We start from the raw sequence: 21,978 nt of genomic DNA, 5'->3' as shown, positions 1-21,978 counted from the left end.
CGCTAAATCTCGCTAAATCTCGCTAAATCTCAAATAAAAAGGAAATTATATGGCTATATGCTAATATTTTGGCTCGTATGAGCGTGTTTATATCATTACGATATAATTTAAGTCTAATTAACTTAACGCTCACAGGAACGAAAATATAGGCTTTAAACGATATAACCACATTTAAAAGAAAGGATAATATGCAAACACAAAAAGGTGGCAGACCCACAATTTTACCTAAGATGTATGAAGAACCGCTTTTTAGCCAAATCATTGATAAAATTGAATCAGGCTGTAATGACAGAGAAATCTACACCAGTTTGCATTGTTCGGCTAAAACTTTTAGAAAGTGGCGAGATGACAATATAAAGGCGTATGACGAAGCTAAAAGCATTGCTAGGGGAAATCTATTAGAACTAGCCGAAAGTGCCTTAGCGAGCAAACTGACAGTCAGAACGCTAAAAGAAACAGAAACAATATATGACGCTGACGGAAACGTTGAAAAAGTAAAGGTTAAAGAGAAAGAACTTGATAAAGATAGCTTGGTAGCAATGATGGTTGCTAAGGCTGGAAACCCTGAACTTTATAACCCTACTGAATGGCGGAGATTGCAACAGGAAGAATCAAGTGCTCATGACCTTAAAGCTAAAATTGAAGAACTTGACGACTATAAGCTAAGTAAGTATAAAACGCCAGAAATCAAAGTCCCAGAGGGGTTTGAATGAAAAAATATTGGGTAGTTGAAGACCATTTGGGCGGAGGACTTTATCTGATGTCAGAAAATACTTCAGAAAAAGAATTAGAAGAAGTTGAAGATTATTGTGAGACGTGTGGAGACAACGATTCTATTATTGGTCAGTTTTCAAACTGGAAACAACTTAAAAAAGAAATGACTGATGACGAAGGTTGGTGTCCATATTCAGATGAATATTTGCAATCAGTATTTGAATAGAAAGGGAATGAATGTATTATTTAAATAAAATGTTGGAATACAACAAAGAAAACGGCATTATTATTAATAAGTACATTCGCAAGACTATTCAGAAGCAAATACGTATTCATAACAAATATATTTATCGCTATGACCGTGTTACGCAAGCTATTGAATGGATAGAAGACAACTTCTACCTGACTACTGGTAACCTGATGAAAATTGAGCTACTTCCAACACAAAAATGGTGGTATGAGTTAATGTTAGGCTATGATATGGTTGATGAAAAAGGTGTTCAAGTCAACCTAATTAATGAGATTTTTCTTAATTTAGGCCGTGGATCAGGTAAGTCTAGTTTAATGGCTACGCGCGTGCTTAACTGGATGATTTTAGGCGGACAATATGGCGGAGAAAGTCTAGTTATTGCATACGATAATACACAGGCTAGACACGTATTTGACCAAGTTAGGAATCAAACGGAAGCAAGTGATACATTAAGAGTGTACAATGAAAACAAGATTTTCAAGAGTACAAAACAAGGGCTAGAATTTACGTCTTTCAAAACCACTTTTAAAAAGCAAACAAATGATACTTTACGAGCGCAAGGTGGTAACAGTTCCCTTAATATATTTGATGAAGTCCATACCTATGGCGAGGATATAACAGAGTCAGTTAATAAAGGTTCACGTCAAAAACAAGATAACTGGCAAAGTATTTACATCACTTCTGGCGGACTTAAACGCGACGGACTTTATGATAAACTTGTTGAACGATTCAAATCAGAAGAAGAATTTTACAATGATAGGTCATTCGGCTTGCTTTACATGCTAGAAAATCATGAGCAGGTCAAAGATAAAAAGAATTGGACTATGGCTTTACCACTTATTGGCAATGTTCCTAAGTGGTCAGGAGTTATTGAGGAGTACGAGCTTGCGCAAGGAGACCCAGCGTTACAGAATAAGTTCTTAGCGTTTAATATGGGCTTACCTATGCAGGATACAGCTTACTACTTCACTCCGCAAGACACTAAACTAACAGACTTTAATTTATCTGTATTTAATAAAAATAGAACTTATGTCGGAATTGACCTATCCTTAATTGGCGATTTAACCGCTGTATCGTTCGTTTGTGAGTTAGAGGGTAAAACTTACAGCCATACGCTAACTTTCTCTGTACGGTCTCAATATGAGCAACTGGACACAGAACAACAAGAGTTATGGACTGAATTCGTTGACAGAGGCGAACTAATCTTACTTGATACGGAATACATCAATGTGAACGACTTAATACCGCATATTAATGACTTTAGAACCAAAACAGGGTGCAGACTTAGAAAAGTCGGATACGACCCAGCTCGCTATGAAATTTTAAAAGGGCTGATTGAGCGTTATTTCTTTGACAAAGATGGAGACAACCAAAGAGCAATTCGACAAGGTTTCTCAATGAGTGACTATATCAAGCTATTAAAATCTAAGTTAGCGGAAAATAAACTTATCCATAACCAAAAAGTCATGCAGTGGGCTTTAAATAATACTGCTGTTAAAATCGGACAAAATGGGGACTATATGTATACTAAAAAACTTGAAAAAGATAAAATTGACCCTACTGTTGCTTTGACAATGGCTTTAGAAATGGCGGTGTCAGATGAAGTATAATGTTGACACAGTTCGAGAAAGTGGTTGGTATAATAAAAAAGAATGGTTGGCTGTCCGTGATTATGTAAGACAACGTGATAAGATGACTTGCGTAAGATGTGGCGCATTCGGTGCTAAAAAATACGAAGTAGACCATATTATAGAACTAACTTGGGAAAATCTTGATGATTGGAAAATAGCGCTGAACCCTGATAACCTACAACTCCTTTGTAAGTCTTGCCATAACAAGAAGACAAGCGAGTATAAACGTGGGAAAGGTGTGAGTTTATGGTAGAAAGGGGAAAAATTGAACTTATTCGGAAAAGTGGTATCATTTTCACGTGGAAAGCTAAACAATGATACTCAAAGAGTTACAGCGTGGCAAAACGAAGCGGTAGAATATACAAGTGCCTTTGTGACTAACATTCATAATAAAATCGCTAATGAAATAACAAAAGTAGAATTTAATCATGTTAAATATAAAAAGTCTGATGTTGGTTCTGATACTTTGATTAGTATGGCAGGTTCTGACTTAGACGAGGTTCTAAACTGGAGTTCTAAGGGCGAACACAATAGCATGGAGTTTTGGCAGAAAGTAATTAAAAAGTTGCTATGCACGCGCTATGTTGACCTGTACCCTATATTTGATAGTGAAACAGGAGATCTATTAGACCTACTATTTGCTAACGATAAAAAAGAATATAAACCTGAAGAATTAGTAAGGCTTATCAGTCCTTTTTATATCAATGAGGATACAAGTATTTTAGATAATGCTCTAGCTAGTATTCAAACTAAGCTGGAACAAGGTAAATTGCGTGGCTTGTTGAAAATTAATGCCTTTCTTGATATTGATAATACGCAAGAGTATCGAGAAAAAGCCTTAACAACAATAAAGAACATGCAAGAGGGTTCGAGTTACAATGGTTTGACACCAGTTGATAACAAGACGGAAATTGTAGAACTTAAAAAAGATTATTCCGTTTTAAACAAAGATGAAATTGACCTTATTAAATCGGAACTTTTGACAGGCTACTTTATGAATGAAAATATTTTGCTTGGTACTGCTACGCAAGAACAACAAATTTATTTTTATAACTCTACTATCATTCCTTTACTGATTCAACTTGAAAAGGAACTGACTTATAAACTGATTTCAACAAACCGCAGACGAGTAGTTAAGGATAATTTATATTATGAACGCATAATCGTAGATAACCAGCTATTCAAGTTTGCAACTTTGAAAGAATTAATTGACTTGTATCACGAAAATATCAACGCTCCTATTTTTACACAGAATCAACTTCTTGTTAAAATGGGCGAGCAACCAATCGAGGGCGGAGATATTTATGTCACAAACCTTAACGCAGTTGCTGTTAAAAACCTAAGTGATTTACAAGGCAATAGAAAGGACGTAACAAGCACAGATGAAACTAATAACCAATAGTGCTGAAATTAAAGTAACTGAAAACGAGGACGGTTCTAAGTCGTTCCAAGGCATTGGTTCAGAAGTTGGCGTAGAGAATCGTAACGGTATTATCTTGACCCCTAACTGCATTGAGTTTGCTAGAGAACGATATCCATTGCTATATGAACACGGAGCTGGATCTAGTGAAGTAATTGGGGACGCGAAAGTTTATTATGACTTAGCTTCTAATAAATACCTGACTGACTTTACGCTTTACGACAATGCACCAAACATTAACAAAGCTGTGGAAAATGGAGCGTTTGATTCACTATCAATTGCCTATTACATTACAGATTATGAGTTTAATGAAAATGATGCTCTAGTTGTAAATAAAGCACAGTTTAAAGAGATTTCTCTTGTTTCAGTACCAGCTGACCCTAACGCAAAGTTTATTCAAAATGCATTGGGCGAAGAACTCACAGAAGAACGTAACAAAATTATTGAAAGCCGTAACGCTTTGAAAGAAATTGAGGATATTAAAAAGAAATATGAATAAACCTGATTTAATCGAAAAACAGAACCGCTTGGCAGAACTTAAAGAAAATAACGTATCTTTAAAATCTCAAATTAGTGGCTTTGAAGTAAAAAATGCAATTGAAGACTTGCCAAAAGTACAAGAATTGGAAAAAACACTTTCAGAAAATTCAATTGAAATTATCAAAATTGAGAATGAACTTAACGCACAGGAAGAAAAACCAAAAGGAAAAGATAAAATGACAAACTTTATTGAATCACAAAACGCTGTAACAGAATTTTTTGATGTATTGAAAAAGAACTCTGGAAAATCAGAAATTAAAAACGCTTGGAGCGCAAAACTTGCTGAAAATGGTGTAACTATCACAGATAAAACTTTTGAGCTTCCACGTAAATTGGTTGATTCAATCAACACAGTTTTGTTAAATACTAACCCAGTGTTCAAAGTATTCCGTGTTACAAATGTCGGCGCTTTGCTCGTATCACGCTCATTTGATTCAGCTAATGAAGCAAATCTCCACAAAGACGGACAACAAAAAGTAGAACAGGCTGCAGCTCTCACTATTGATACTCTTGAACCTGTAATGGTTTATAAATTGCAATCACTTGCTGAACGTGTTAAACGACTTCAAATGTCATATTCTGAACTTTACAACTTGATTGTAGCGGAACTTACACAAGCTATTGTTAATAAAATTGTTGACCTTGCGCTTATTGAGGGTGACGGAACAAACGGTTTTAAATCAATTGAAAAAGAAGCAGACGTCAAAAAAATCAAAAAGATTACTACAAAAGCCAAATCAGCTGGCAAAACTCCATTTGCTGACGCTATTGAAGAAGCGGTTGACTTTGTTCGCCCTACTGCTGGACGTCGTTATTTGATTGTTAAAGCAGAAGACCGTAAAGCCTTGTTAGATGAGTTACGTCAAGCAACTGCAAATGCTCACGTTCGTATTAAAAATGATGACGCTGAAATTGCCTCTGAAGTTGGAGTAGATGAAATTATTGTCTATACAGGTTCAAAAGCACTCAAACCTACTGTATTGGTAGACCAAAAGTATCACATTGACATGCAAGACCTTACAAAAGTTGATGCCTTTGAATGGAAAACTAACAGCAACATGATTTTGGTAGAAACACTAACAAGCGGTCATGTTGAAACTTATAACGCTGGTGCAGTAATTACAGTAGCATAAGAATAAAATGGAGGAAGTAAATGATAGATTATATTAAGGTCTATTGTGGTATTCCGATTTTAGTAACAGCTTATGATAGTAAACTTATCTTATTCCGTTCAATAGCTATTAAATTGCTAGAAAAAAATGGTATTAAAGCTGACGAAACAAGCGTATTAGTTAAAGACTTTATTTCTTGTTATTGTCGGCTTAATATTGTTGATGAACCAGCAGAACAATGGCGAAATGCTGAAATGAAACGTTTGGCTTCTTTGCAAGAGTTAATGTATTATGGAGGTATTTAATGATATTCTCACAAGTTACATTACAGGTAGAAACGACTGTTAAGAAGAAGAACGGTGCAGAAGCTAATGTTATAAAGCCTATCGTTTTACCAGCAGTTAAACAGAGAATTAGTCAGACAAGGCTTGATGAGTTTTCTATGATTGGGCTAGGTAAAAACGTAAGATACGAGCTTAACGGAATCGGAGAAATGGAAGACTTGATTTTCAACTATTTCTTGGACGAAAAAGGCGAAACTTTCAAGCGTACAACATGGGAAAGAAACCCTAAGAATAACAAGATGATTTTAGAGGGGGTAGTAAGCAATGGAATTTGATTCTTATATAGATTGGTACAACAATTTGCTTACAATGCCTCTAAATGACGTTATTTTAGGTGTTAAGGACACGATAGAAGACAAGACGGTATATTTATCACTTAGTGACTCAAAGGTCATTAAAATGGATAATACGAGCTTTGTCATGGGTTACTATTATCAAGTTGTTTTATCTGTTAAAGATGTTGACGATGAACTTGTAGAACTAGTCGGAAATGTTTTACAAAACGGTTGGAATATGACGAACTGGTCAGAGAATAGCCATTTGTACAATTATACTGGTACTGTTTATTTGCCTTGTGGTGCAGGTGGTCAAGCATGGCAATGAATTTACTTAATACAGCAAGCATAGCTAAAGAAATGCAAACTAAAGTAACAGAACGCATGGGCGACTGGTTTGAAGCAGAATTTAAAGCTAAAGCGAATAGTGCAAGCCGAAGAACTAGATTAATTAGAAGTCATGGTCACACCTATACTTATGCTAGATACCAAAATACTGGTCAATTATCAAGTAACTTAAAACAAGTTAAAAAAGGCGATAAAATAGTTATTGACGCAGGTACTAGAGCTAATTATACTAGCGGTTATCATGGTATGTACTTTTTAAGAAATAAAAAAGGTATGCAAGACGTTAAAACAACATTGAAAAAAGGCGCTATTTATGCTAATTCAATGAAATTATAAAAGTAGAAAGTGGTTTAATTACATTTGATTGAAATTAACAATAATGGTATTTTTTAATGAGTTTAGATAATTTTAAAAATAGAGCGATTGTATGGGATACGGTCAATAAAGGCTTCCCACAACCAATTCAAATAATGCAAGGCGACGTCAACGCTAGAACATTGTCAATTAAAATACTTGATAATGGAGGCGAAATTGATTTGACTGGCCATTCATTAAAACTTACATATCAATATACTAATAGCAGTAATTCAGGTTTTGTTATGATTCCTCCTGAAAACTTAACTAAGGGAGAGTTTATTTTAGTAATTCCTACCGAAATGACAGAAACTGGAGTTATTGAAGCGAACTTAATACTTCTCAATGAAGATAAAGAGCAGGTTATCGTCAGCAAGAACCTTACGTTTATATCAGATAATTCTACGGTTACAGATTTAGCTCAAGAAGTAAATAATAAGATTGATGATTTTACAAAATTATTATTGGAAAATATGCCACAAGTAATGCGTAGTGAGTTGAATGACTTACATGCTCAAACTGAATCAAACAAGAGCAATATTGAGCTTAAAGCCAATCAAACAGACTTGAACAACTTACAAGCTGATGTCAGCAGGCAAGGGATTGCAATTTCAACAAAAGCTGAACAATCAGATTTATTAATCACAAATCAAAATGTAACAACTGCTCAAGAAACAGCAAAACAAGCTGAAAGTGAAGCCAAAAATGCAATGGCAAAGGCTACCGAAGCACAAGCGAACAGTTTAACACCAACAACTTTAAATGTTGCTTGGGAAGTTGGTAAATATAATGATAATAATGGCGAAACAGTTATTAATGAGTCTATGAATAGAACTGTAAAGTTTGATATTAGCGGTACTGTTGAATTAAATATTAAAAATCCAACTAATTATACACTTTATAAATATTTTTTATATGATAAAAATGGTGCTTTTTTACGCTATGGCGAAGTAAAAAATGGAATGAGTATAAAGCATATTGGCAAAATTGCTTTTCAAACTGCCAAAACTGGTTTTGGAAAAATGGGAGAAGATGTTGCAACGACAAAATCAAATTTTATTTTTACATCATATATTTCAACTACAGACAAAATAGACATTATTGAAGATGAATTAAAATTTCTCAAAGATAGAATGTTAGTTGATATTGACTTGACTGTAACATATGGAAAATATAGTGTTGGTAGTGCTTCAAAAGATATTAACAAGACATACTTTTCAACTCAAAAAATGACATTAAATAAGGGTTCTATTTTAAAATATACTAACTCAAAATATTTAAGATTAGAATTAGTTAAATTTAATAGCAATACTTTGAAATGTGAGAGTGTTACTGTTACAAACGAAAAAAATATAAACGCAAATGGAATATATGCTATTCAAGGGTATGTTAGATTAAAACCTCTTACACAATCTGATATTGACATGATATTAGCAGACATGCAAGTTTTAAATTACACTTCATCCACTAACAACGTACCGAGTAATTTAGATAGTTTTCAAAAAATGGTAAATTATACCCCGTCAGTAAGTAATGACACTGTTACAACAACTACTACTGCGTTTGATTATTACAAATATCCAGTTACACCTATTTGGGGACATGAATATTTAGAGCATTGGTATGAGAAAATTTATGACGGTGTAAATAATATATCAATAGCATTAGACGGAGATAGTATAACTGCTGGTTACGCTCCACTATCATCGGTTCAAGATACTTTTTTTGGCATGAAAGATTATGCACTTAAAAAAATAATGAAGGCAGGGAATTATGATTTAAAAAAATTATCAATACTAAACAATGGTTTTGGTGGTAGAAATACGAATGAATGGGTAGGAAACCCAACTTATGCTTTGCCTTACTATTTACAAAAATACCCTAATGGTTTTTTACAAACATCGATGGAACATAACCCAGACCTTTTAATAATTGGATGGGGAATGAATGACGCTGATAAAAACCATACGAAGTTCGCTGGGTTAACACTAGAACAAAGATTAAACTTATTTAAAACAAATATGGAAGAAGGATTGAAAAGAATAAGAGGAAATACAAGTGTTAATGGTAGACCAGCTTATAATAAAACCGTAAAAGATTTGGCTATTATCATCACTTTGCCAACAGTTGGAACAGTTTATAATACTGGGAGAACCTATGTAGAGTGGTTTCAAAATGTTAGACCTATAATACAAGAATTATGTCGTAAATACGAGTGTGCGTTTGCTGATTTTACAGCGAGAACTTACGCACATAATGATATGTCTATAAAAACATGGTCAGCTTTAAATTCAGATGGCGTTACTTATGGATCGATACACCCTAACAAATACTCAATGGCTCAAATTATGTCACAGTTACAAGATTTAATATATCCTGTTTGCATGTGGAATATTGATATTGATTAATATATATTTAGGATTGCATGGGAAAATATCGGTTCAGCAGTAATTGGTTCAACGACAATATATTATTGGAAACGTACTGCATAAAAAAATAAAAAGGAAAATAAAAAATGAAATTAGATTATAACTCACGTGAGATTTTCTTTGGTAATGAAGCTCTAATCGTAGCTGATATGGCCAAGGGAAGTAACGGAAAACCAGAGTTTACTAACCATAAAATTGTAACTGGTTTAGTATCAGTTGGCGCAATGGAAGACCAAGCGGAGACTAACAGCTATCCAGCTGATGACGTGCCAGACCATGGAGTGAAAAAAGGTGCTACCTTACTTCAAGGCGAAATGGTATTCATTCAAACAGACCAATCGCTTAAAGAAGACATTTTAGGTCAACAAAGAACAGAAAATGGCTTGGGTTGGTCTCCTACTGGTAATTGGAAAACGAAATGTGTTCAATACCTTATTAAAGGGCGTAAGCGTGATAAAGTTACAGGGGAATTTGTTGACGGTTATCGCGTAGTCGTTTATCCAAATTTGAGACCAACAGCAGAAGCAACAAAAGAATCAGAAACAGATTCAGTTGACGGTGTAGACCCTATCCAATGGACTTTGGCAGTACAAGCGACTGAGTCAGATATTTATTTGAATGGCGGTAAAAAAGTCCCTGCTATTGAGTACGAAATTTGGGGAGAACAAGCAAAAGATTTCGTCAAGAAAATGGAAAGTGGTTTATTCATTATGCAACCTGATACAGTTCTAGCTGGTGGAATTACACTCGTAGCTCCTGTTATTCCTAATGTGACTACTGCTACAAAGGGTCATAATGACGGAAGAATCGTAGTGCCTGCCACTTTGAAAGATTCTAATGGTGGAACTGTAAAAGTAACATCAGTGATTAATGACGCAAATGGAAAAGTAGCAACAAACGGACAACTTGCTCCAGGTGCCTATAACGTAAAGTTCTCCGCTGAGGGTTATAAAGATGTTACCGCAGGAGTTTCAGTAACTGACCATTCATAAGACTAAAAATAGATTAAGTAAAGGAATATAAAATAAAATGGCAAAACAATTGAGTACAGCACGTAAATTTAAAATGATTACAGGTAAAGACCTTTTCCAACAACAAAAGGCAATGGATACAGAACTTAAAAAAGAAGACGGAGAAATTACTGACCTAATGGAGTTCGTTCAATATGGTCTATACTTGGCTCTTTTTCAAGATAACATTGTAAAAGCTAAAAGTGACTTCTCTGACTTCCGTTCTAGCTTCGAGTTCGATACTGACGGTAAAGGGCTTAAAGAACTTGTCGAATTATGGCAGAAAGAAATTTAATGAGCTGAAAGGACTGTAAATGATTTTAAAACATGCAATTAGATACTTAGAACTAACTGGTTCAGACTTTATTACAGATTTAAAAGACTTTGCAGACCTACAAAATTCTTTTGTCGCTGGATATATTCCTGATGACTTTACAGAGCAAATGGAGAGCTTTACAGACAAGTTATTGATACTTTGGGTAGATTGTAACGGAGGAATGCAAAACGCCTTAGATGATAAAACAGAGCTTCCTACAACTAACGAGTTAATCAATATCTTCTGTAAAACTGTTTTTATTAAAGAAAAAGAGGAAACGGAAGACGATACAGTCTTCTTTTCTTCTAGTTCATTGATTAAGAAAAAGAAAGATACTGTAAGGGAAAATAAAACTTTAGAACTTTTGACTGTTTTGGGCAATAATGAAATTGATATAACACAGTTCATGGAAATGGAACTAGAACTTGTTTATAAAATAATCGAACTTATTGCAGAGAAAAAGAAAGAGGAAAAAGAAAAAGAGAAAAGGCGTAAAAGAAAGGGTATGTAATGGCAAGTAATGCAACATTTGAGGTCGAGATATACGGTAATACAACGAAATTCGAGAACTCACTTAAAGGCGTTAATACCGCAATGTCAGGGCTTAGAGGAGAAGCTAAAAACTTACGTGAAGCTCTAAAACTTGACCCCACAAATACCGGGAAAATGGCGCAATTGCAGAAGAACTTACAAACGCAGTTGGGCTTATCACGTGACAAAGCAACAAAATTAAAAGAAGAACTTTCTACGGTTGACAAAGGGACGTCAGCAGGTCAAAAGAAATGGCTACAACTTACTAGAGATTTAGGTACAGTAGAAACACAAGCTAATAGGCTAGAGGGCGAAATTAAGCAAGTCGAGGGTGCTATTAGTTCAGGCTCTTGGAACATTGACGCTAAAATGGATACTAAAGGCGTTAATAGCGGAATTGAGGGCATGAAGTCACGCTTTAGCGGTCTTAGAGAGATTGCTGTTGGTGCATTCAGACAAATCGGTGCAAGTGCTGTTAGTGCTGTCGGTAACGGCTTAAAAGACTGGGTATCTAACGCAATGGATACTCAAAAAGCCATGATTTCATTGCAAAATACAATGAAGTTCAAAGGCAATGGAAAAGACTTTGACTATGTAAGCAAATCTATGCAGAATCTTGCTAAAGATACAAATGCAAATACCGAAGATACTTTAAAACTTTCAACAACGTTCATTGGTTTAGGCGATAGCGCTAAAAAAGCGGTCAGTAAAACAGAAGCATTAGTAAAAGCTAACCAAGCATTTGGTGGTACTGGCGAAAACCTTAAAGGTGTAGTTCAGTCTTACGGTCAAATGTCGGCAGCTGGTAAAGTTACGGCTGAAAATATTGGACAATTAACCGATAACAACACAGCTCTTGGTTCTTCTTTAAAAGACACTGTTATGAAAATGAACCCCTCATTACAGCAATACGGTTCTTTTAATGACGCTGTTTCAAAAGGCGCTGTTTCGATGGATATGCTCAACAAGGCTATGGAAAAAATGGCTAAAGGTTCGGGCGGTGGAATCAAAACTATTGGGGACGCGTGGGACAGCTTCAACGAAACAATGTCAATTGCTTTAGTGCCTACTTTGAACGCTTTAACACCTATCATTAGTGGCTTAATAGACCAGATGTCTGACTGGGGCGAAAGTGCTGGTAAAGCTGTAACAAATGTAGTTAAGTATTTCCAAGACTTGTTTCAAAAACTGCAAGAAAATGCAGCCACTTTAGCATTTTTAGAGGCTTGGGATAGCATAAAAAGTGCATTTGGTTCCATAGTTTCTATTATAGGGAATGTCATAAATTCATTTATTGGAATAAATACAGAAACAACAAAAAACGCAACAAGTATAGATAACGTAGCAAAAAGCATAGCTGTATTTGCTGGTAAATTTTCAGAAGTCACGAAAAAAATAGCTGATTTTCTGCAAAAAATTAGTGAAAGTAAAAGCGCAATAGATACTTTAAAAGTAGCTTTAGCTGCTTTGGCTAGTGTATTCGTTGCTTTGAAAGTTATTGATGGAATCATTAAGGCTGTCGAGATATATAATAAGGTTGTTGAAGCTGGTACAATTATACAAGGAGCTTTCAATGCTGTAATGGCTATGAATCCATTCGTGGCTCTTGGCATAGCAATCGCAGCCATTGTTGCTGGTTTAGTTTACTTCTTCACTCAAACCGAAACAGGTAAAAAGGTTTGGGGTAGTTTCGTAGACTTCTTAAAGAGTGCATGGGACGGAATAGTTTCATTCTTTAGCGGTATTGGTCAATGGTTTGCTGATATATGGAACGGAGCAGTTGACGGAGCTAAAGGCATTTGGCAAGGCTTAGTCGATTGGTTCAGTGGAATTGTACAAGGTGTTCAAAATATTTGGAACGGAATAACAACATTCTTTACTACTTTATGGACAACTGTTGTTACTGGTATTCAAACAGCATGGGCAGGAGTTACAGGGTTCTTCACAGGGCTATGGGACGGAATAGTAAATGTTGTTACAACTGTATTTACAACCATTGCTTCTTTAGTGACAGGTGCTTATAACTGGTTTGTTACAACTTTCCAACCTTTAATTAGTTTCTTTCAATCTATATTTGGGTTAGTTGGATCAGTAATTAATTTAGCATTCCAACTTATATTGGCTATTATTCGCGGTGCTTACCAATTAGTTATCGGAGCGTGGAACGGCATATCAGGTTTCTTTGGTGTAATATTTAACGCAGTTAGTTCAATAGTTTCAACAGTATTTAGCGCCATAGGTAGCTTTGCTGGTTCAGCTTGGGATATACTGGTTGGCGTATGGAATGCAGTTTCAGGCTTCTTTAGTGGCATATTCAATTCTGTTCGCAGTGTCGTTAGCGGAGTGTTTAGCGCTCTTGGTGGCTTTGCTTCAAAAGCTTGGGATGCAATTTCAGGTGTATTTAACGGAGTAGCTGATTTCTTTAAGGGAGCGTTTGACGGTGCTAAAGATATAGTTAGCGGAGTATTCGAGGCTTTTGGTAAATTTGCTTCAAATGCTTGGGATGCAATAACAGGAGTATTTAAGGGCATTGGCGACTTCTTTAGCGGAATATTTGGAGGAGTCAAAGATACAATAGACAGCGTTCTTGGAGGTGTAACAGATACAATTAAAAATATCAAAGGTTCAATTGATTGGGTTGCAAGTAAAGTTGGCGGACTATTCAAAGGTTCTATGGTAGTAGGCTTAACAGATGTCAATTTATCTTCTAGCGGTTACGGTTTAAGCACTAACAGTGTATCAAGCGACAATAGAACATATAACACATTTAACGTGCAAGGCGGTGCTGGTCAAGATGTTTCTAACTTAGCGCGTGCAATCAGACGAGAATTTGAACTAGGGAGGGCTTAATGGTAAGACAGTATAAAATACATACTAACTTAGACGGAACAGACGACAAAGTTTGGGACGTTACAAATGGAAAAGTTAGATTTTACCAGCCCTCTAATTTAGGGTTACAATCAACTAATAACATCTGGCAAAGTAATGGTATTGGAATAATGGGAAAACGCTCAATTACTCAACCACAAATAGAGTTTAAGCTAGAAACGTTTGGAGAAAGTTTAGAAGAAAATTATCAATTAATGAAAGACTTCGTAAACGATATTCTTAGCAAAAAATTCGTTACACTTGAATATCAAACAGAAATTTTTCAGGTGTATGCTGATTTAGCTTTAGCAGATGTCACAAAGACAGAGGGTTACGGTAAGAACGGAACTTTCAGCGAAAAGATAACTTTCGATGTAGTTACAAAGTGGTATACTTACGAAAATTTAACTTTTGACATGATTGAAAATGGTAAAGTTCTTTCTGGTAAGTCTAAAATTTATGGAGGAACCGCACCAGGAGACTATAAGTATATCGAAGGAACCTCTTACACTTATTATGGGGAAAGTGACATAGGCCGTTTAAGCCGTTGGGAAATAAAAGAAAAAATATTTAGTTTTATGGGGGTATTATATCCGAAACTTCCTAAAACACCTGCTGGAGTTAGATTTTTAGACGATGTTGGAAACGAATATACTGCAATTGTGTTTAAGACGGAACAGGTACAAGATTATATTTTAATTAATACAGATGTAAATGACGAATTTTATCAAGGCTGGAAGGGTACAACTGTACTAAACTTATTCCCTGTAATGAACTTTGAGCGATACAGAACTCGTATAATTGAAAAAGGTCAAATGGAGCTAGTTAATTTAAGTAAGGCAGAGCTTAAAATCAAGAGAAAGGCGGACTTTATTTAATGTTAGAAGCTAACGTTTATGATAACTTTAACCCTAACTATTACAATATATCTGATTTCAGAATGCCTAATGGTAAAAAAGAAAAAAGAGGCCTTCCAATACCAAAGGCAAGATGTCAAGTTATTGATTACGAACTGTGGGAAACAGGCTATCTTTACACTTCATCAGCTACATTGACCGTTTCGGTAGAAGTTGGCGATATTGTTCAAGTACTTTTTCCTGAAGTTGTTCCAATTGAAGAAGCTCTAGGTAAGAGGAAAAAACTGAATTTAGATATGGTTTACCTTGTGACCGATGTAGACGAAAGTAATAAAGCTACGTTAAAAAACTACTTTTGGGCAATGATTGAAAGTCTTGACGTTCCAAACGCAATAGCCAAAAAGACAAACTCTGGTATAATTAATTATTTAATTGACCCTAATAAAAATAATTTAATGAGTTATGGTTATTTCTTTGATTCAAGTATCTTTGCTGGAAAGGCTACGATTAATCGTAAAGCGGAAACTTCATCAGCTCATGATGTAGCAAAAAGGATATTTTCCAAGGTTCAATTTCAACCAACTACAACCATTCAACACGCTCCATCTGAAACAGACCCTAGAAACTTGTTATTCATTAACTTTGCTTCAAGAAACTGGAATAGAAAAAGAATCACGACAAGGGTAGATATTAAGCAAAGTGTGACAATGGACACGGAAACAATAGTAGAACGTTCAGCTTATAATTTTGCTGTTGTGTTCGTTAAAAATAAAGCAACAGATGACTACACAGACCCTCCTAAAATGTACACAGCAAAAAATAACGGAGATGTCATTGATTATAGCACTTATCATGGAGACGGAACAGACTTGCCAGATGTAAGGACAACCAAAACATTGTTTTATGATAGAGATGACCACGGAAACCCTCCTGAGTTGTCTACTATTAAGGTTGAAATTTCTCCCTCTACAATCGTCACAAGGTTATTCTTTAATCAAAATGAACTTTTTCCTTTGTATGTTAATGACTTAGTAGATATTTGGTACGAGGGCAAGCTATATTCAGGATATATAGCAGATAGAGTTAAAACAGAGTTCAATGATAGACTTATTTTTGTAGGAAGTGGAGACAAACCGAATGTTATATGAGTATGTAGCTACTTATGGCGACAAATATAGAATAGATAGCTTTAAAGGGCATAGAGAGCTTCGTAAAGACCACTTAGAACTATTGCAAGGTAAAGTGTACTATAATAGTAAAAACACGCTTAGAATCGAGACCACGCTCTTGTATGAAGTCGGACAATTTGTATCAATTGGTGGTTATCCTTATGGCGGTAGAAAATTTAGATTGTTAGAGCTATCAATTACTGATAACCCAGTTTTAGATAAAGCGGAAATAATTTCAAGAAAGGTTAAAAATGACAATTAAAAACTTCACGTTTTTCAGTCCAAATGGTACAGAGTTTCCAGTCGGTTCTAATAATGACGGAAAACTATACATGATGTTGACTGGAATGGGCTATAGAACAATTAGGCGCAAAGATTGGAAAAGTCCATTAAATACAGCCCTTAACGTGCAATATGTTAACACATCAATCGTTGCAGGCGGGAGGTATTTTGAACTATTGAATGAAACTGTTGCCTTAAAAGGTAATGCAGTTAATTATATCCATGCAAATATTGACTTAACGCAAACAGCAAACCCTGTAAGTTTATCAGCAGAAACATCAAATAATAGTAACGGTGTTGATATAAACAACGGTTCTGGCGTTTTGAAAGTTTGTTTTGATGTTGTTACGACTTCAGGAACTGGTGTAACAAGCATTAAGCCAATTCTTCAGGCTAGTACTTTAGATAGTATTTCTGCAAACGATTTATCACTTAAAGATTCAATCAATGCAAATAATTTATCGCTTAAAGGTTCAATCAATGCAAATGATATATCACTTAGAGGTACAATCGATGTTCCAACTCAAATGTTGACAATTCAAACTGGAAATGGTATGCAGTTGCAATTCACTAAAAAGAACGATGATTTAGTAATTGTTAGACTCTTTGGTAGTGTATCAACTACAAAAGCTGGCATTAAAATGTCTGGACCATGGGTAGATAAAGAATTTCGTCCAGCTGTTGTTCAAAGTATTGTTGGTCATTTTGCTGGACATGAGACTTCTTTCCATATTGACATAGACACAAACGGTAGTATTACTTGGTGGGGACCAGATATTGGTAAAACACCTATTGCAACACGTGGTAACGGAAGTTACTTCATTAAATAACAAAATAGAAAGCGAAACAAAATGGTAACTAGAATGATTTTAATAACTATCTTAATTTTAGCGATTCTTTTCGCTACATGGGTAAAAGATAGAGAAGCAATGAACCCACCTTTCAAACGTAGACTTGTGATTGACTTAACGGTTATTTTATCCCTGTGGGTTTTATATGCGGTCTTCTTCTTTACACAAACTCCCTCAACTTCTGATATTGCCAAAACTGTGATTGACGTAGGTTTATTGTACTTTGTAGGGCAATTTATTTATTTGGTCGCAAAAATCAGTCCTATGTTCGACGGTTTGGTTAAACTTATGAAAAAGAACGGTGTAAGTGTTCCAGAAGTAGAAGAAGAACAAACGGAGGATAAAAAAGAATGAATATAACTAATGCTGGTGTACGTGGTTATAACCCTACTGGGGTTGTAATTCACAATGACGCTGGTTCGAATGGTGCTAACGCTGGCTTCTACAACAACTGGTTACCTAATCATAACCCTGAAAATGGCTTTGCTCATGTCTACATTGCTTCTGACGGAAGATTACAAGCTTCTGATTTCTCTAATATGGCATGGCATTGTGCCAACTCGTACGGTAATGCTAACTATGCAAGCTGGGAAGTATGCCAATCAGAGGGCGATTTAAACCAGTTCTTGAGAAATGAGCAAGCGGTACTAGATGACGTGGCTAAGTACATGAAACAATGGGGGTTAACTCCTAATCGTGATACTGTTAAACTACATCAAGAACTTTCAGCAACTTCATGCCCTAGACGTTCAGTAGAAGTACACGGAGGCACGTTAGAGAGTTGTCGCTCATACTTTATCACAGAACTAAACAAGCGCCTTACAGGACAAACTAGTGGCACAGTCGCAGTAAACAATACACAAACAAATACAGAATTAGAGGACGACGATTTAATGAAATTTACATATACAAATGGCGATAAAACAACTTACTACTTTAATGGCGAAAAAGTTATCGCTCTATCACACCCAGACCAATTGGCAATTGTTCGTAAAACTTATAAAGAAACAACTGGCAAAGACCTTAAAAACTTCGATTGGAAAGGTTCGCCTATTGATATTCGTTTCATGCAAGCTAACGGAATCGACAAACCAATCATTGCTAAAAAATAATACGAAAAAGGCCCTCACTTAATTGTGGGGCTTTCTTTGTTCGGTATCATTTCATCTTTTTCACTAACATGTTGACTTCCTCTATTATTAGATCGTTAAGTTTCCTCATCGTGTTCTCTTGCGATTCTGTCAACTTAGGCTTGTTTTTCAGCTTCAACTCTTCGTTGATTTTTTTCACTAATTCGTTGTTCTTCAAGTGATTTCTCCTTAGCTTGCCTTATATGCTCATATTTTGCTTTCTCTTGCGTTTTAAGCTCTTGTTCATATAATTGTGCCACAATATCATTAAAGCCCTTATCTGCCCTTTTATGAGCCTTTTGAATCAATACGATACTTCTAGTTGTGTCGTCTGTTAAAATAAAGATAATTGCTCTCCTTTTTGCGCATCAATTGCTTACCTGATTGATAGCTTCAATAATATTATTGCCGACATTTATTAGAATTTCATCACTTACAATTACATTCTTTCTTGAAAATAGTTCGTTCTCAATCTTCATAAAGTGCATTGCTTTAGCTAAAAATTGAGCAGATGATTCATAATATAATGTTTCTAGCTCATCATCTGAAAGCTGTGTTAAATCATCATTAGCAAAAGTTGTAAGTTTTCGCTTAATCTCTTTGCCATTGTCGTCTTCCTCTACGTAAAAACGTTTCATCTATTCATACCTCTAATTTCAAATTTTTCAATAATATACCTTTTAGAGCCAAGCTCAAGGCTCACTAGATAATTATTAAAAGGGTCATTCTTGTTCAAGTCATTAGCGATCTTTCTAGCTGTTGACCGTGGATATTTTGAACTATTAATCTTCCTTGTGTACTTGTGTAATATTATCTCATTGCCTCCCTTTGCATTTTACGCTTCAATCGTTGCTTATATAGATATTCTTTGCTTGGTTCTAAACTAGACAATATCTCATCTAGTAAGTCAAACGCTTCTCCGTTATCTCCTACGCTATCAATTTTTTTAAGTGTAAGCTCGTGCATTTCATCATCATTTAAAAACATAGTAAGATAAGGGAATGCTACGGTATTTGGCAAGCTCAAGCGTGATTTAGTTATTCTTAGGTTAGGATATTTACCTGTTTCAGATTTAACTTTTAACTCAAATTGATTCATTGCGATACCTTGTTCCTCTAGTACGCTAGTAATTCTTTCATATAATTCTTCATTTGTCATTTTATTTATCTACTTTCTTAACCATTAGTTGCTCATAACCTGAACTTGTTCCGTTCATTACAATTGTTTGAATATCTCCCACACGTTCAAAACCTTTATTTTCTAAAGCACTAATTTGTTTACCTAAACCTTTCAAACTAAAAGCTACAGCTCTCTTATATTTATCTTTAGGCTTCTTGTTAAATAATTTAATCATCTTAATTCTCCTTAATTTTTTATATATACTATTATATTAAACTTCTTTTAAATTGTCAAGCGATAACTTCAGTAATTTCAGTTATTTTTTTAACTAAACAATTAGAAGCTATATCAGATTTTTCTACAAAATACTTAAAATCAAACGCTTCTCTCTTTGTATAATATTTTTTATTTTTAACGTTGTAAAAACCTGTTATATCTTTTTCTAACCATTCTACTTTATAATATGTAAATTCATTATTCATTATCCAATTACTCCTGTCTTAATATTTAGTCTTTGCTGACTTGATAAGTGATATGAATTGCACCACTTGCAGTAATAAGCTCTTACTGGTATCTTATCAGCTTTCTTTTTATTATGCTGTGCATTTGCTATTGAATATAAAGCACCCATTTTTGTGTATTTGCGTTTCTTACACATAATCTAACCACTCCTTAATCGTAAATAATTCAAAGCCATTTAGTTTGCTTTGTTTTTCAATTTCTACTTGATTTCTATCTAGGTCTATCAGCAGTTCAATTACAGGTCTACCATTATCAAGCCACCTGATGACTGTATTAGTTTTAAGACCAAAATACTTAGCACATTGAGCCTTACAGCTGAAGTGTAGTTCTTCTTCCGTTGTAGGGTTATAAGCTACGACCTTTATAGCTTTTTGTGTTGCCATTGTTTAATCCCCTTTCTATAAAACAATATTATCAAATTACTTTATATTTGTCAAGAATTAACTTTAGACCTCTTCAATAAATTCCAAGTATCTTTCATCAATCGCTTTTATCTCTTCTTTCGTGAACTCTGATTTAAAGTTATTTCTTTCTTCTTTAAACCCTAGGAAGAGAAACTTATTCCCTAGCTCGTTTTTAAAAGAGTTTAAATATCCTTTTTTGTTGTTCATCAATTTAACATTGTATTTTTCATTTGTATCTCCTTAATTTCTATAAGACTATAATATCAAAAAAAGTTCACACTGTCAAGCATAAACTTTATTTTCAATTATTCTTCGCCTTTCCATTGTTTGAAATCATCAGCTATATCTTGTGCAAAGCTCATAATGTCGTCAGCAGTGTATTCTGTAAGCTTATTCTCGTTACTTAAGTTAGCAAGTTCTCCTGCATAGTCTAAAGCCTTGTTACGGTCTTTGTCGTAGCTTTCACCCTCTTTCTTGCCAGCTCTCACTAGATACTTTAATACCTGCATTGTATACCAGCCTGCAAGCTCTTCATAGTTAAAATGATGTTTAAAGTATTCGTTAAGTTCCATACCGTATTCATTGGCATAGTGCTTATTTGTACCATAATTCATTAGATGTTACCCCCAATCCATGCAATAAGCAACGTCGCAAGCATACCTATCCAAGTGATAGCGATAAGTGTAAAGCCGACACCTGCAACCATCATTAAAGTTTTTACTGTATCTTTCATTTTGTTCTCCTCTATTTATAACTCTATTCTATCAAATTGCTTTTACTTTATCAAATATTAACTGTTTTTAACCATAAATAATTTCTCATTTTCTTTTTTGCTTCTTCCACTTTGGAGAGTGCTGCGCGCTTTGTCAAAAGAATATACAGCTTCAAAGCGTTCATCTGAAATTGAATAACTTGAAATTATCACGATGTTATTTTTAGCCATTACAAATGCCCAGTCATAAAATTCTTGACTATCGAATTGATTAATATAACCTTTTTGGTGACTTTCTTCATAAGGTGGGTCAAGATATAGAATAGCTCCAGAAACATCACTAAAAGCGTGATAACTTTTGCTTGTAGCTTTTATTTTATTTAATTTTTGAAGTTGTTGAATTCGTTGAAGTTGTTCAAGTCGTTCAAGTTGTTGAAGTCGTTGAATTTGTTGAAATTGTTTGTACTTTTCAATCGATCTCTTATATGTTTTGGTCTGTTTATAACCACTAAAAACGTCATGCTTTTCAATTATTTCTTTAGCTAGATTATATTTTAAATCTGAAATTTCTTTAGAATATAAATAATCTCTCTTTTTATTACCGAAAGAGTTAATCAGCAACTTCAAAAAGTCATCTGTTGTCTTGTTTTCTTTCTCCTTAATCTCGGTAAACTCTGTACGTGAAACAATAAGGCTTTTAATCCACTCACGGTCTTGAGAGATAACTCGTTCAAAAGCGTTGGTTATATCCTTGTCTAAGTCGTTATAATATACTTCTAAGCCATTTAAA

32 protein-coding genes are annotated in these 21,978 nt (G+C 34.8%); 22 read left to right on the top strand and 10 right to left on the bottom strand.

Going from position 1 to position 21,978, the window contains the following annotated elements; translation table 11 throughout:
- The first annotated feature begins 188 nt into the window (after positions 1-188).
- The 22 genes from AUP43_RS13525 (at position 189) to AUP43_RS13425 (ending at position 18,413) form a co-directional block, all read left to right on the top strand.
- Entirely contained in the window at positions 189-713 is a 525-nt protein-coding gene (locus AUP43_RS13525; RefSeq protein ID WP_036853255.1) for a bacteriophage terminase small subunit, read from the top strand.
- Positions 710-940: a hypothetical protein gene (locus AUP43_RS13520; protein ID WP_036853254.1), complete on the top strand. Its 231-nt coding sequence runs from the start codon at positions 710-712 to the stop codon at positions 938-940. The genes AUP43_RS13525 and AUP43_RS13520 overlap by 4 nt, the downstream gene beginning before the upstream one ends.
- An 11-nt stretch (positions 941-951) precedes the next feature.
- Complete coding sequence (locus AUP43_RS13515) at positions 952-2,574, top strand: terminase TerL endonuclease subunit (protein WP_043008791.1); 1,623 nt, start codon at positions 952-954, stop codon at positions 2,572-2,574.
- Complete coding sequence (locus tag AUP43_RS13510) at positions 2,564-2,848, top strand: HNH endonuclease (RefSeq protein ID WP_036853146.1); 285 nt, start codon at positions 2,564-2,566, stop codon at positions 2,846-2,848. The genes AUP43_RS13515 and AUP43_RS13510 overlap by 11 nt, the downstream gene beginning before the upstream one ends.
- 12 nt (positions 2,849-2,860) lie before the next feature.
- A complete protein-coding gene (locus tag AUP43_RS13505; RefSeq protein WP_036853147.1) occupies positions 2,861-3,997 on the top strand; it encodes a phage portal family protein in 1,137 nt (378 codons plus the stop codon).
- A complete protein-coding gene (locus AUP43_RS13500; RefSeq protein WP_036853148.1) occupies positions 3,978-4,514 on the top strand; it encodes an HK97 family phage prohead protease in 537 nt (178 codons plus the stop codon). Before AUP43_RS13505 ends, AUP43_RS13500 begins: the two co-directional genes overlap by 20 nt.
- The gene (locus AUP43_RS13495; RefSeq protein WP_036853149.1) at positions 4,507-5,688 is read left to right on the top strand and encodes a hypothetical protein; all 1,182 of its coding nucleotides are present in this window, start codon (positions 4,507-4,509) and stop codon (positions 5,686-5,688) included. The genes AUP43_RS13500 and AUP43_RS13495 overlap by 8 nt, the downstream gene beginning before the upstream one ends.
- 20 nt (positions 5,689-5,708) lie before the next feature.
- Positions 5,709-5,972 (top strand): hypothetical protein, encoded by a 264-nt coding sequence (locus tag AUP43_RS13490; protein WP_002820020.1) that lies wholly within the window; start codon positions 5,709-5,711, stop codon positions 5,970-5,972.
- Positions 5,972-6,286 (top strand): hypothetical protein, encoded by a 315-nt coding sequence (locus AUP43_RS13485; protein WP_036853150.1) that lies wholly within the window; start codon positions 5,972-5,974, stop codon positions 6,284-6,286. Before AUP43_RS13490 ends, AUP43_RS13485 begins: the two co-directional genes overlap by 1 nt.
- Positions 6,276-6,614: a hypothetical protein gene (locus tag AUP43_RS19455; protein ID WP_036853151.1), complete on the top strand. Its 339-nt coding sequence runs from the start codon at positions 6,276-6,278 to the stop codon at positions 6,612-6,614. The genes AUP43_RS13485 and AUP43_RS19455 overlap by 11 nt, the downstream gene beginning before the upstream one ends.
- A complete protein-coding gene (locus AUP43_RS13475; RefSeq protein ID WP_036853152.1) occupies positions 6,605-6,970 on the top strand; it encodes a hypothetical protein in 366 nt (121 codons plus the stop codon). The genes AUP43_RS19455 and AUP43_RS13475 overlap by 10 nt, the downstream gene beginning before the upstream one ends.
- Positions 6,971-7,026: 56 nt before the next feature.
- The gene (locus AUP43_RS19075; protein ID WP_052080622.1) at positions 7,027-9,396 is read left to right on the top strand and encodes an SGNH/GDSL hydrolase family protein; all 2,370 of its coding nucleotides are present in this window, start codon (positions 7,027-7,029) and stop codon (positions 9,394-9,396) included.
- Positions 9,397-9,503: 107 nt separating this feature from the next.
- Complete coding sequence (locus AUP43_RS13470) at positions 9,504-10,409, top strand: phage tail tube protein (RefSeq protein WP_036853153.1); 906 nt, start codon at positions 9,504-9,506, stop codon at positions 10,407-10,409.
- Between the two features lie 37 nt (positions 10,410-10,446).
- A complete protein-coding gene (locus AUP43_RS13465) occupies positions 10,447-10,722 on the top strand; it encodes a hypothetical protein (protein ID WP_015979526.1) in 276 nt (91 codons plus the stop codon).
- A 19-nt stretch (positions 10,723-10,741) separates the two neighbouring features.
- Positions 10,742-11,254, top strand: coding sequence for a hypothetical protein (locus AUP43_RS13460; RefSeq protein WP_036853154.1), 513 nt, complete (start codon positions 10,742-10,744; stop codon positions 11,252-11,254).
- Positions 11,254-14,124, top strand: coding sequence for a tape measure protein (locus AUP43_RS13455; RefSeq protein ID WP_067558036.1), 2,871 nt, complete (start codon positions 11,254-11,256; stop codon positions 14,122-14,124). Before AUP43_RS13460 ends, AUP43_RS13455 begins: the two co-directional genes overlap by 1 nt.
- Entirely contained in the window at positions 14,124-15,020 is an 897-nt protein-coding gene (locus AUP43_RS13450; protein ID WP_036853156.1) for a phage distal tail protein domain-containing protein, read from the top strand. The genes AUP43_RS13455 and AUP43_RS13450 overlap by 1 nt, the downstream gene beginning before the upstream one ends.
- Entirely contained in the window at positions 15,020-16,147 is a 1,128-nt protein-coding gene (locus AUP43_RS13445; protein ID WP_036853157.1) for a hypothetical protein, read from the top strand. Before AUP43_RS13450 ends, AUP43_RS13445 begins: the two co-directional genes overlap by 1 nt.
- Complete coding sequence (locus tag AUP43_RS13440; protein WP_036853158.1) at positions 16,137-16,430, top strand: hypothetical protein; 294 nt, start codon at positions 16,137-16,139, stop codon at positions 16,428-16,430. The genes AUP43_RS13445 and AUP43_RS13440 overlap by 11 nt, the downstream gene beginning before the upstream one ends.
- A complete protein-coding gene (locus AUP43_RS13435) occupies positions 16,420-17,280 on the top strand; it encodes a hypothetical protein (RefSeq protein ID WP_067558031.1) in 861 nt (286 codons plus the stop codon). The genes AUP43_RS13440 and AUP43_RS13435 overlap by 11 nt, the downstream gene beginning before the upstream one ends.
- A gap of 21 nt (positions 17,281-17,301) precedes the next feature.
- Entirely contained in the window at positions 17,302-17,655 is a 354-nt protein-coding gene (locus AUP43_RS13430) for a hypothetical protein (RefSeq protein ID WP_036853160.1), read from the top strand.
- On the top strand, positions 17,652-18,413 hold the full coding sequence (locus AUP43_RS13425) for a peptidoglycan recognition protein family protein (RefSeq protein WP_036853161.1): 762 nt from the start codon (positions 17,652-17,654) through the stop codon (positions 18,411-18,413). The genes AUP43_RS13430 and AUP43_RS13425 overlap by 4 nt, the downstream gene beginning before the upstream one ends.
- Before the next feature lie 134 nt (positions 18,414-18,547).
- Here AUP43_RS13425 and AUP43_RS18735 read toward each other — a convergent pair whose 3' ends face one another.
- The 10 genes from AUP43_RS18735 to AUP43_RS19290 all read right to left on the bottom strand — a co-directional run.
- On the bottom strand, positions 18,548-18,739 hold the full coding sequence (locus AUP43_RS18735; protein ID WP_036853162.1) for a hypothetical protein: 192 nt from the start codon (positions 18,737-18,739) through the stop codon (positions 18,548-18,550).
- A 60-nt stretch (positions 18,740-18,799) separates the two neighbouring features.
- Positions 18,800-19,069, bottom strand: a complete 270-nt coding sequence (locus AUP43_RS13420) for a hypothetical protein (RefSeq protein WP_036853163.1) — start codon at positions 19,067-19,069, stop codon at positions 18,800-18,802.
- Positions 19,066-19,218: a DUF7228 family protein gene (locus AUP43_RS19710; RefSeq protein ID WP_432759057.1), complete on the bottom strand. Its 153-nt coding sequence runs from the start codon at positions 19,216-19,218 to the stop codon at positions 19,066-19,068. Before AUP43_RS19710 ends, AUP43_RS13420 begins: the two co-directional genes overlap by 4 nt.
- A 23-nt stretch (positions 19,219-19,241) precedes the next feature.
- The gene (locus AUP43_RS13415) at positions 19,242-19,589 is read right to left on the bottom strand and encodes a DUF7339 family protein (protein ID WP_036853164.1); all 348 of its coding nucleotides are present in this window, start codon (positions 19,587-19,589) and stop codon (positions 19,242-19,244) included.
- 1 nt (position 19,590) lies between these two features.
- Positions 19,591-19,785 carry a hypothetical protein gene (locus tag AUP43_RS19070; protein ID WP_036853165.1) on the bottom strand — a complete coding sequence of 65 codons (195 nt, stop codon included), beginning with the start codon at positions 19,783-19,785 and terminating at the stop codon, positions 19,591-19,593.
- Positions 19,786-19,840: 55 nt separating this feature from the next.
- Positions 19,841-20,032, bottom strand: coding sequence for a hypothetical protein (locus tag AUP43_RS19065; RefSeq protein WP_068505922.1), 192 nt, complete (start codon positions 20,030-20,032; stop codon positions 19,841-19,843).
- A 168-nt stretch (positions 20,033-20,200) separates the two neighbouring features.
- Positions 20,201-20,455 carry a hypothetical protein gene (locus tag AUP43_RS13410; RefSeq protein WP_036851135.1) on the bottom strand — a complete coding sequence of 85 codons (255 nt, stop codon included), beginning with the start codon at positions 20,453-20,455 and terminating at the stop codon, positions 20,201-20,203.
- Between the two features lie 326 nt (positions 20,456-20,781).
- Positions 20,782-21,090, bottom strand: coding sequence for a DUF3310 domain-containing protein (locus AUP43_RS13405; RefSeq protein WP_036851133.1), 309 nt, complete (start codon positions 21,088-21,090; stop codon positions 20,782-20,784).
- Positions 21,090-21,209, bottom strand: coding sequence for a DUF7186 family protein (locus tag AUP43_RS19705; RefSeq protein WP_425337477.1), 120 nt, complete (start codon positions 21,207-21,209; stop codon positions 21,090-21,092). The genes AUP43_RS13405 and AUP43_RS19705 overlap by 1 nt, the downstream gene beginning before the upstream one ends.
- 57 nt (positions 21,210-21,266) lie before the next feature.
- Positions 21,267-21,978, bottom strand: a 712-nt coding sequence (locus AUP43_RS19290; protein WP_198154911.1) for a hypothetical protein, incomplete at its 5' end; no start/stop codon positions are given.

The sequence above is a fragment of the Oceanibaculum pacificum genome, assembly GCF_001618175.1.
GTDB classification, from domain to species: domain Bacteria; phylum Pseudomonadota; class Alphaproteobacteria; order Oceanibaculales; family Oceanibaculaceae; genus Oceanibaculum; species Oceanibaculum pacificum.
The sequence above is the reverse complement of the archived record's forward strand: the minus strand, read 5'-3'. Positions and strand labels throughout refer to the sequence as shown.

Excerpts from the sequence above, each read along its gene's own strand:
- AUP43_RS13525 (WP_036853255.1), top strand. The coding sequence starts at position 189 with ATGCAAACACAAAAAGGTGGCAGACCCACAATTTTACCTAAGATGTAT.
- AUP43_RS13520 (WP_036853254.1), top strand. The coding sequence starts at position 710 with ATGAAAAAATATTGGGTAGTTGAAGACCATTTGGGCGGAGGACTTTAT.
- AUP43_RS13515 (WP_043008791.1), top strand. The coding sequence starts at position 952 with ATGTATTATTTAAATAAAATGTTGGAATACAACAAAGAAAACGGCATT.
- AUP43_RS13510 (WP_036853146.1), top strand. The coding sequence starts at position 2,564 with ATGAAGTATAATGTTGACACAGTTCGAGAAAGTGGTTGGTATAATAAA.
- AUP43_RS13500 (WP_036853148.1), top strand. The coding sequence starts at position 3,978 with ATGAAACTAATAACCAATAGTGCTGAAATTAAAGTAACTGAAAACGAG.
- AUP43_RS13495 (WP_036853149.1), top strand. The coding sequence starts at position 4,507 with ATGAATAAACCTGATTTAATCGAAAAACAGAACCGCTTGGCAGAACTT.
- AUP43_RS13490 (WP_002820020.1), top strand. The coding sequence starts at position 5,709 with ATGATAGATTATATTAAGGTCTATTGTGGTATTCCGATTTTAGTAACA.
- AUP43_RS13485 (WP_036853150.1), top strand. The coding sequence starts at position 5,972 with ATGATATTCTCACAAGTTACATTACAGGTAGAAACGACTGTTAAGAAG.
- AUP43_RS19455 (WP_036853151.1), top strand. The coding sequence starts at position 6,276 with ATGGAATTTGATTCTTATATAGATTGGTACAACAATTTGCTTACAATG.
- AUP43_RS13475 (WP_036853152.1), top strand. The coding sequence starts at position 6,605 with ATGGCAATGAATTTACTTAATACAGCAAGCATAGCTAAAGAAATGCAA.
- AUP43_RS19075 (WP_052080622.1), top strand. The coding sequence starts at position 7,027 with ATGAGTTTAGATAATTTTAAAAATAGAGCGATTGTATGGGATACGGTC.
- AUP43_RS13470 (WP_036853153.1), top strand. The coding sequence starts at position 9,504 with ATGAAATTAGATTATAACTCACGTGAGATTTTCTTTGGTAATGAAGCT.
- AUP43_RS13465 (WP_015979526.1), top strand. The coding sequence starts at position 10,447 with ATGGCAAAACAATTGAGTACAGCACGTAAATTTAAAATGATTACAGGT.
- AUP43_RS13460 (WP_036853154.1), top strand. The coding sequence starts at position 10,742 with ATGATTTTAAAACATGCAATTAGATACTTAGAACTAACTGGTTCAGAC.
- AUP43_RS13455 (WP_067558036.1), top strand. The coding sequence starts at position 11,254 with ATGGCAAGTAATGCAACATTTGAGGTCGAGATATACGGTAATACAACG.
- AUP43_RS13450 (WP_036853156.1), top strand. The coding sequence starts at position 14,124 with ATGGTAAGACAGTATAAAATACATACTAACTTAGACGGAACAGACGAC.
- AUP43_RS13445 (WP_036853157.1), top strand. The coding sequence starts at position 15,020 with ATGTTAGAAGCTAACGTTTATGATAACTTTAACCCTAACTATTACAAT.
- AUP43_RS13440 (WP_036853158.1), top strand. The coding sequence starts at position 16,137 with ATGTTATATGAGTATGTAGCTACTTATGGCGACAAATATAGAATAGAT.
- AUP43_RS13435 (WP_067558031.1), top strand. The coding sequence starts at position 16,420 with ATGACAATTAAAAACTTCACGTTTTTCAGTCCAAATGGTACAGAGTTT.
- AUP43_RS13430 (WP_036853160.1), top strand. The coding sequence starts at position 17,302 with ATGGTAACTAGAATGATTTTAATAACTATCTTAATTTTAGCGATTCTT.
- AUP43_RS13425 (WP_036853161.1), top strand. The coding sequence starts at position 17,652 with ATGAATATAACTAATGCTGGTGTACGTGGTTATAACCCTACTGGGGTT.
- AUP43_RS13420 (WP_036853163.1), bottom strand. The coding sequence starts at position 19,069 with ATGAAACGTTTTTACGTAGAGGAAGACGACAATGGCAAAGAGATTAAG.
- AUP43_RS13415 (WP_036853164.1), bottom strand. The coding sequence starts at position 19,589 with ATGACAAATGAAGAATTATATGAAAGAATTACTAGCGTACTAGAGGAA.
- AUP43_RS19070 (WP_036853165.1), bottom strand. The coding sequence starts at position 19,785 with ATGATTAAATTATTTAACAAGAAGCCTAAAGATAAATATAAGAGAGCT.
- AUP43_RS19065 (WP_068505922.1), bottom strand. The coding sequence starts at position 20,032 with ATGAATAATGAATTTACATATTATAAAGTAGAATGGTTAGAAAAAGAT.
- AUP43_RS13410 (WP_036851135.1), bottom strand. The coding sequence starts at position 20,455 with ATGGCAACACAAAAAGCTATAAAGGTCGTAGCTTATAACCCTACAACG.
- AUP43_RS13405 (WP_036851133.1), bottom strand. The coding sequence starts at position 21,090 with ATGAATTATGGTACAAATAAGCACTATGCCAATGAATACGGTATGGAA.
- AUP43_RS19705 (WP_425337477.1), bottom strand. The coding sequence starts at position 21,209 with ATGAAAGATACAGTAAAAACTTTAATGATGGTTGCAGGTGTCGGCTTT.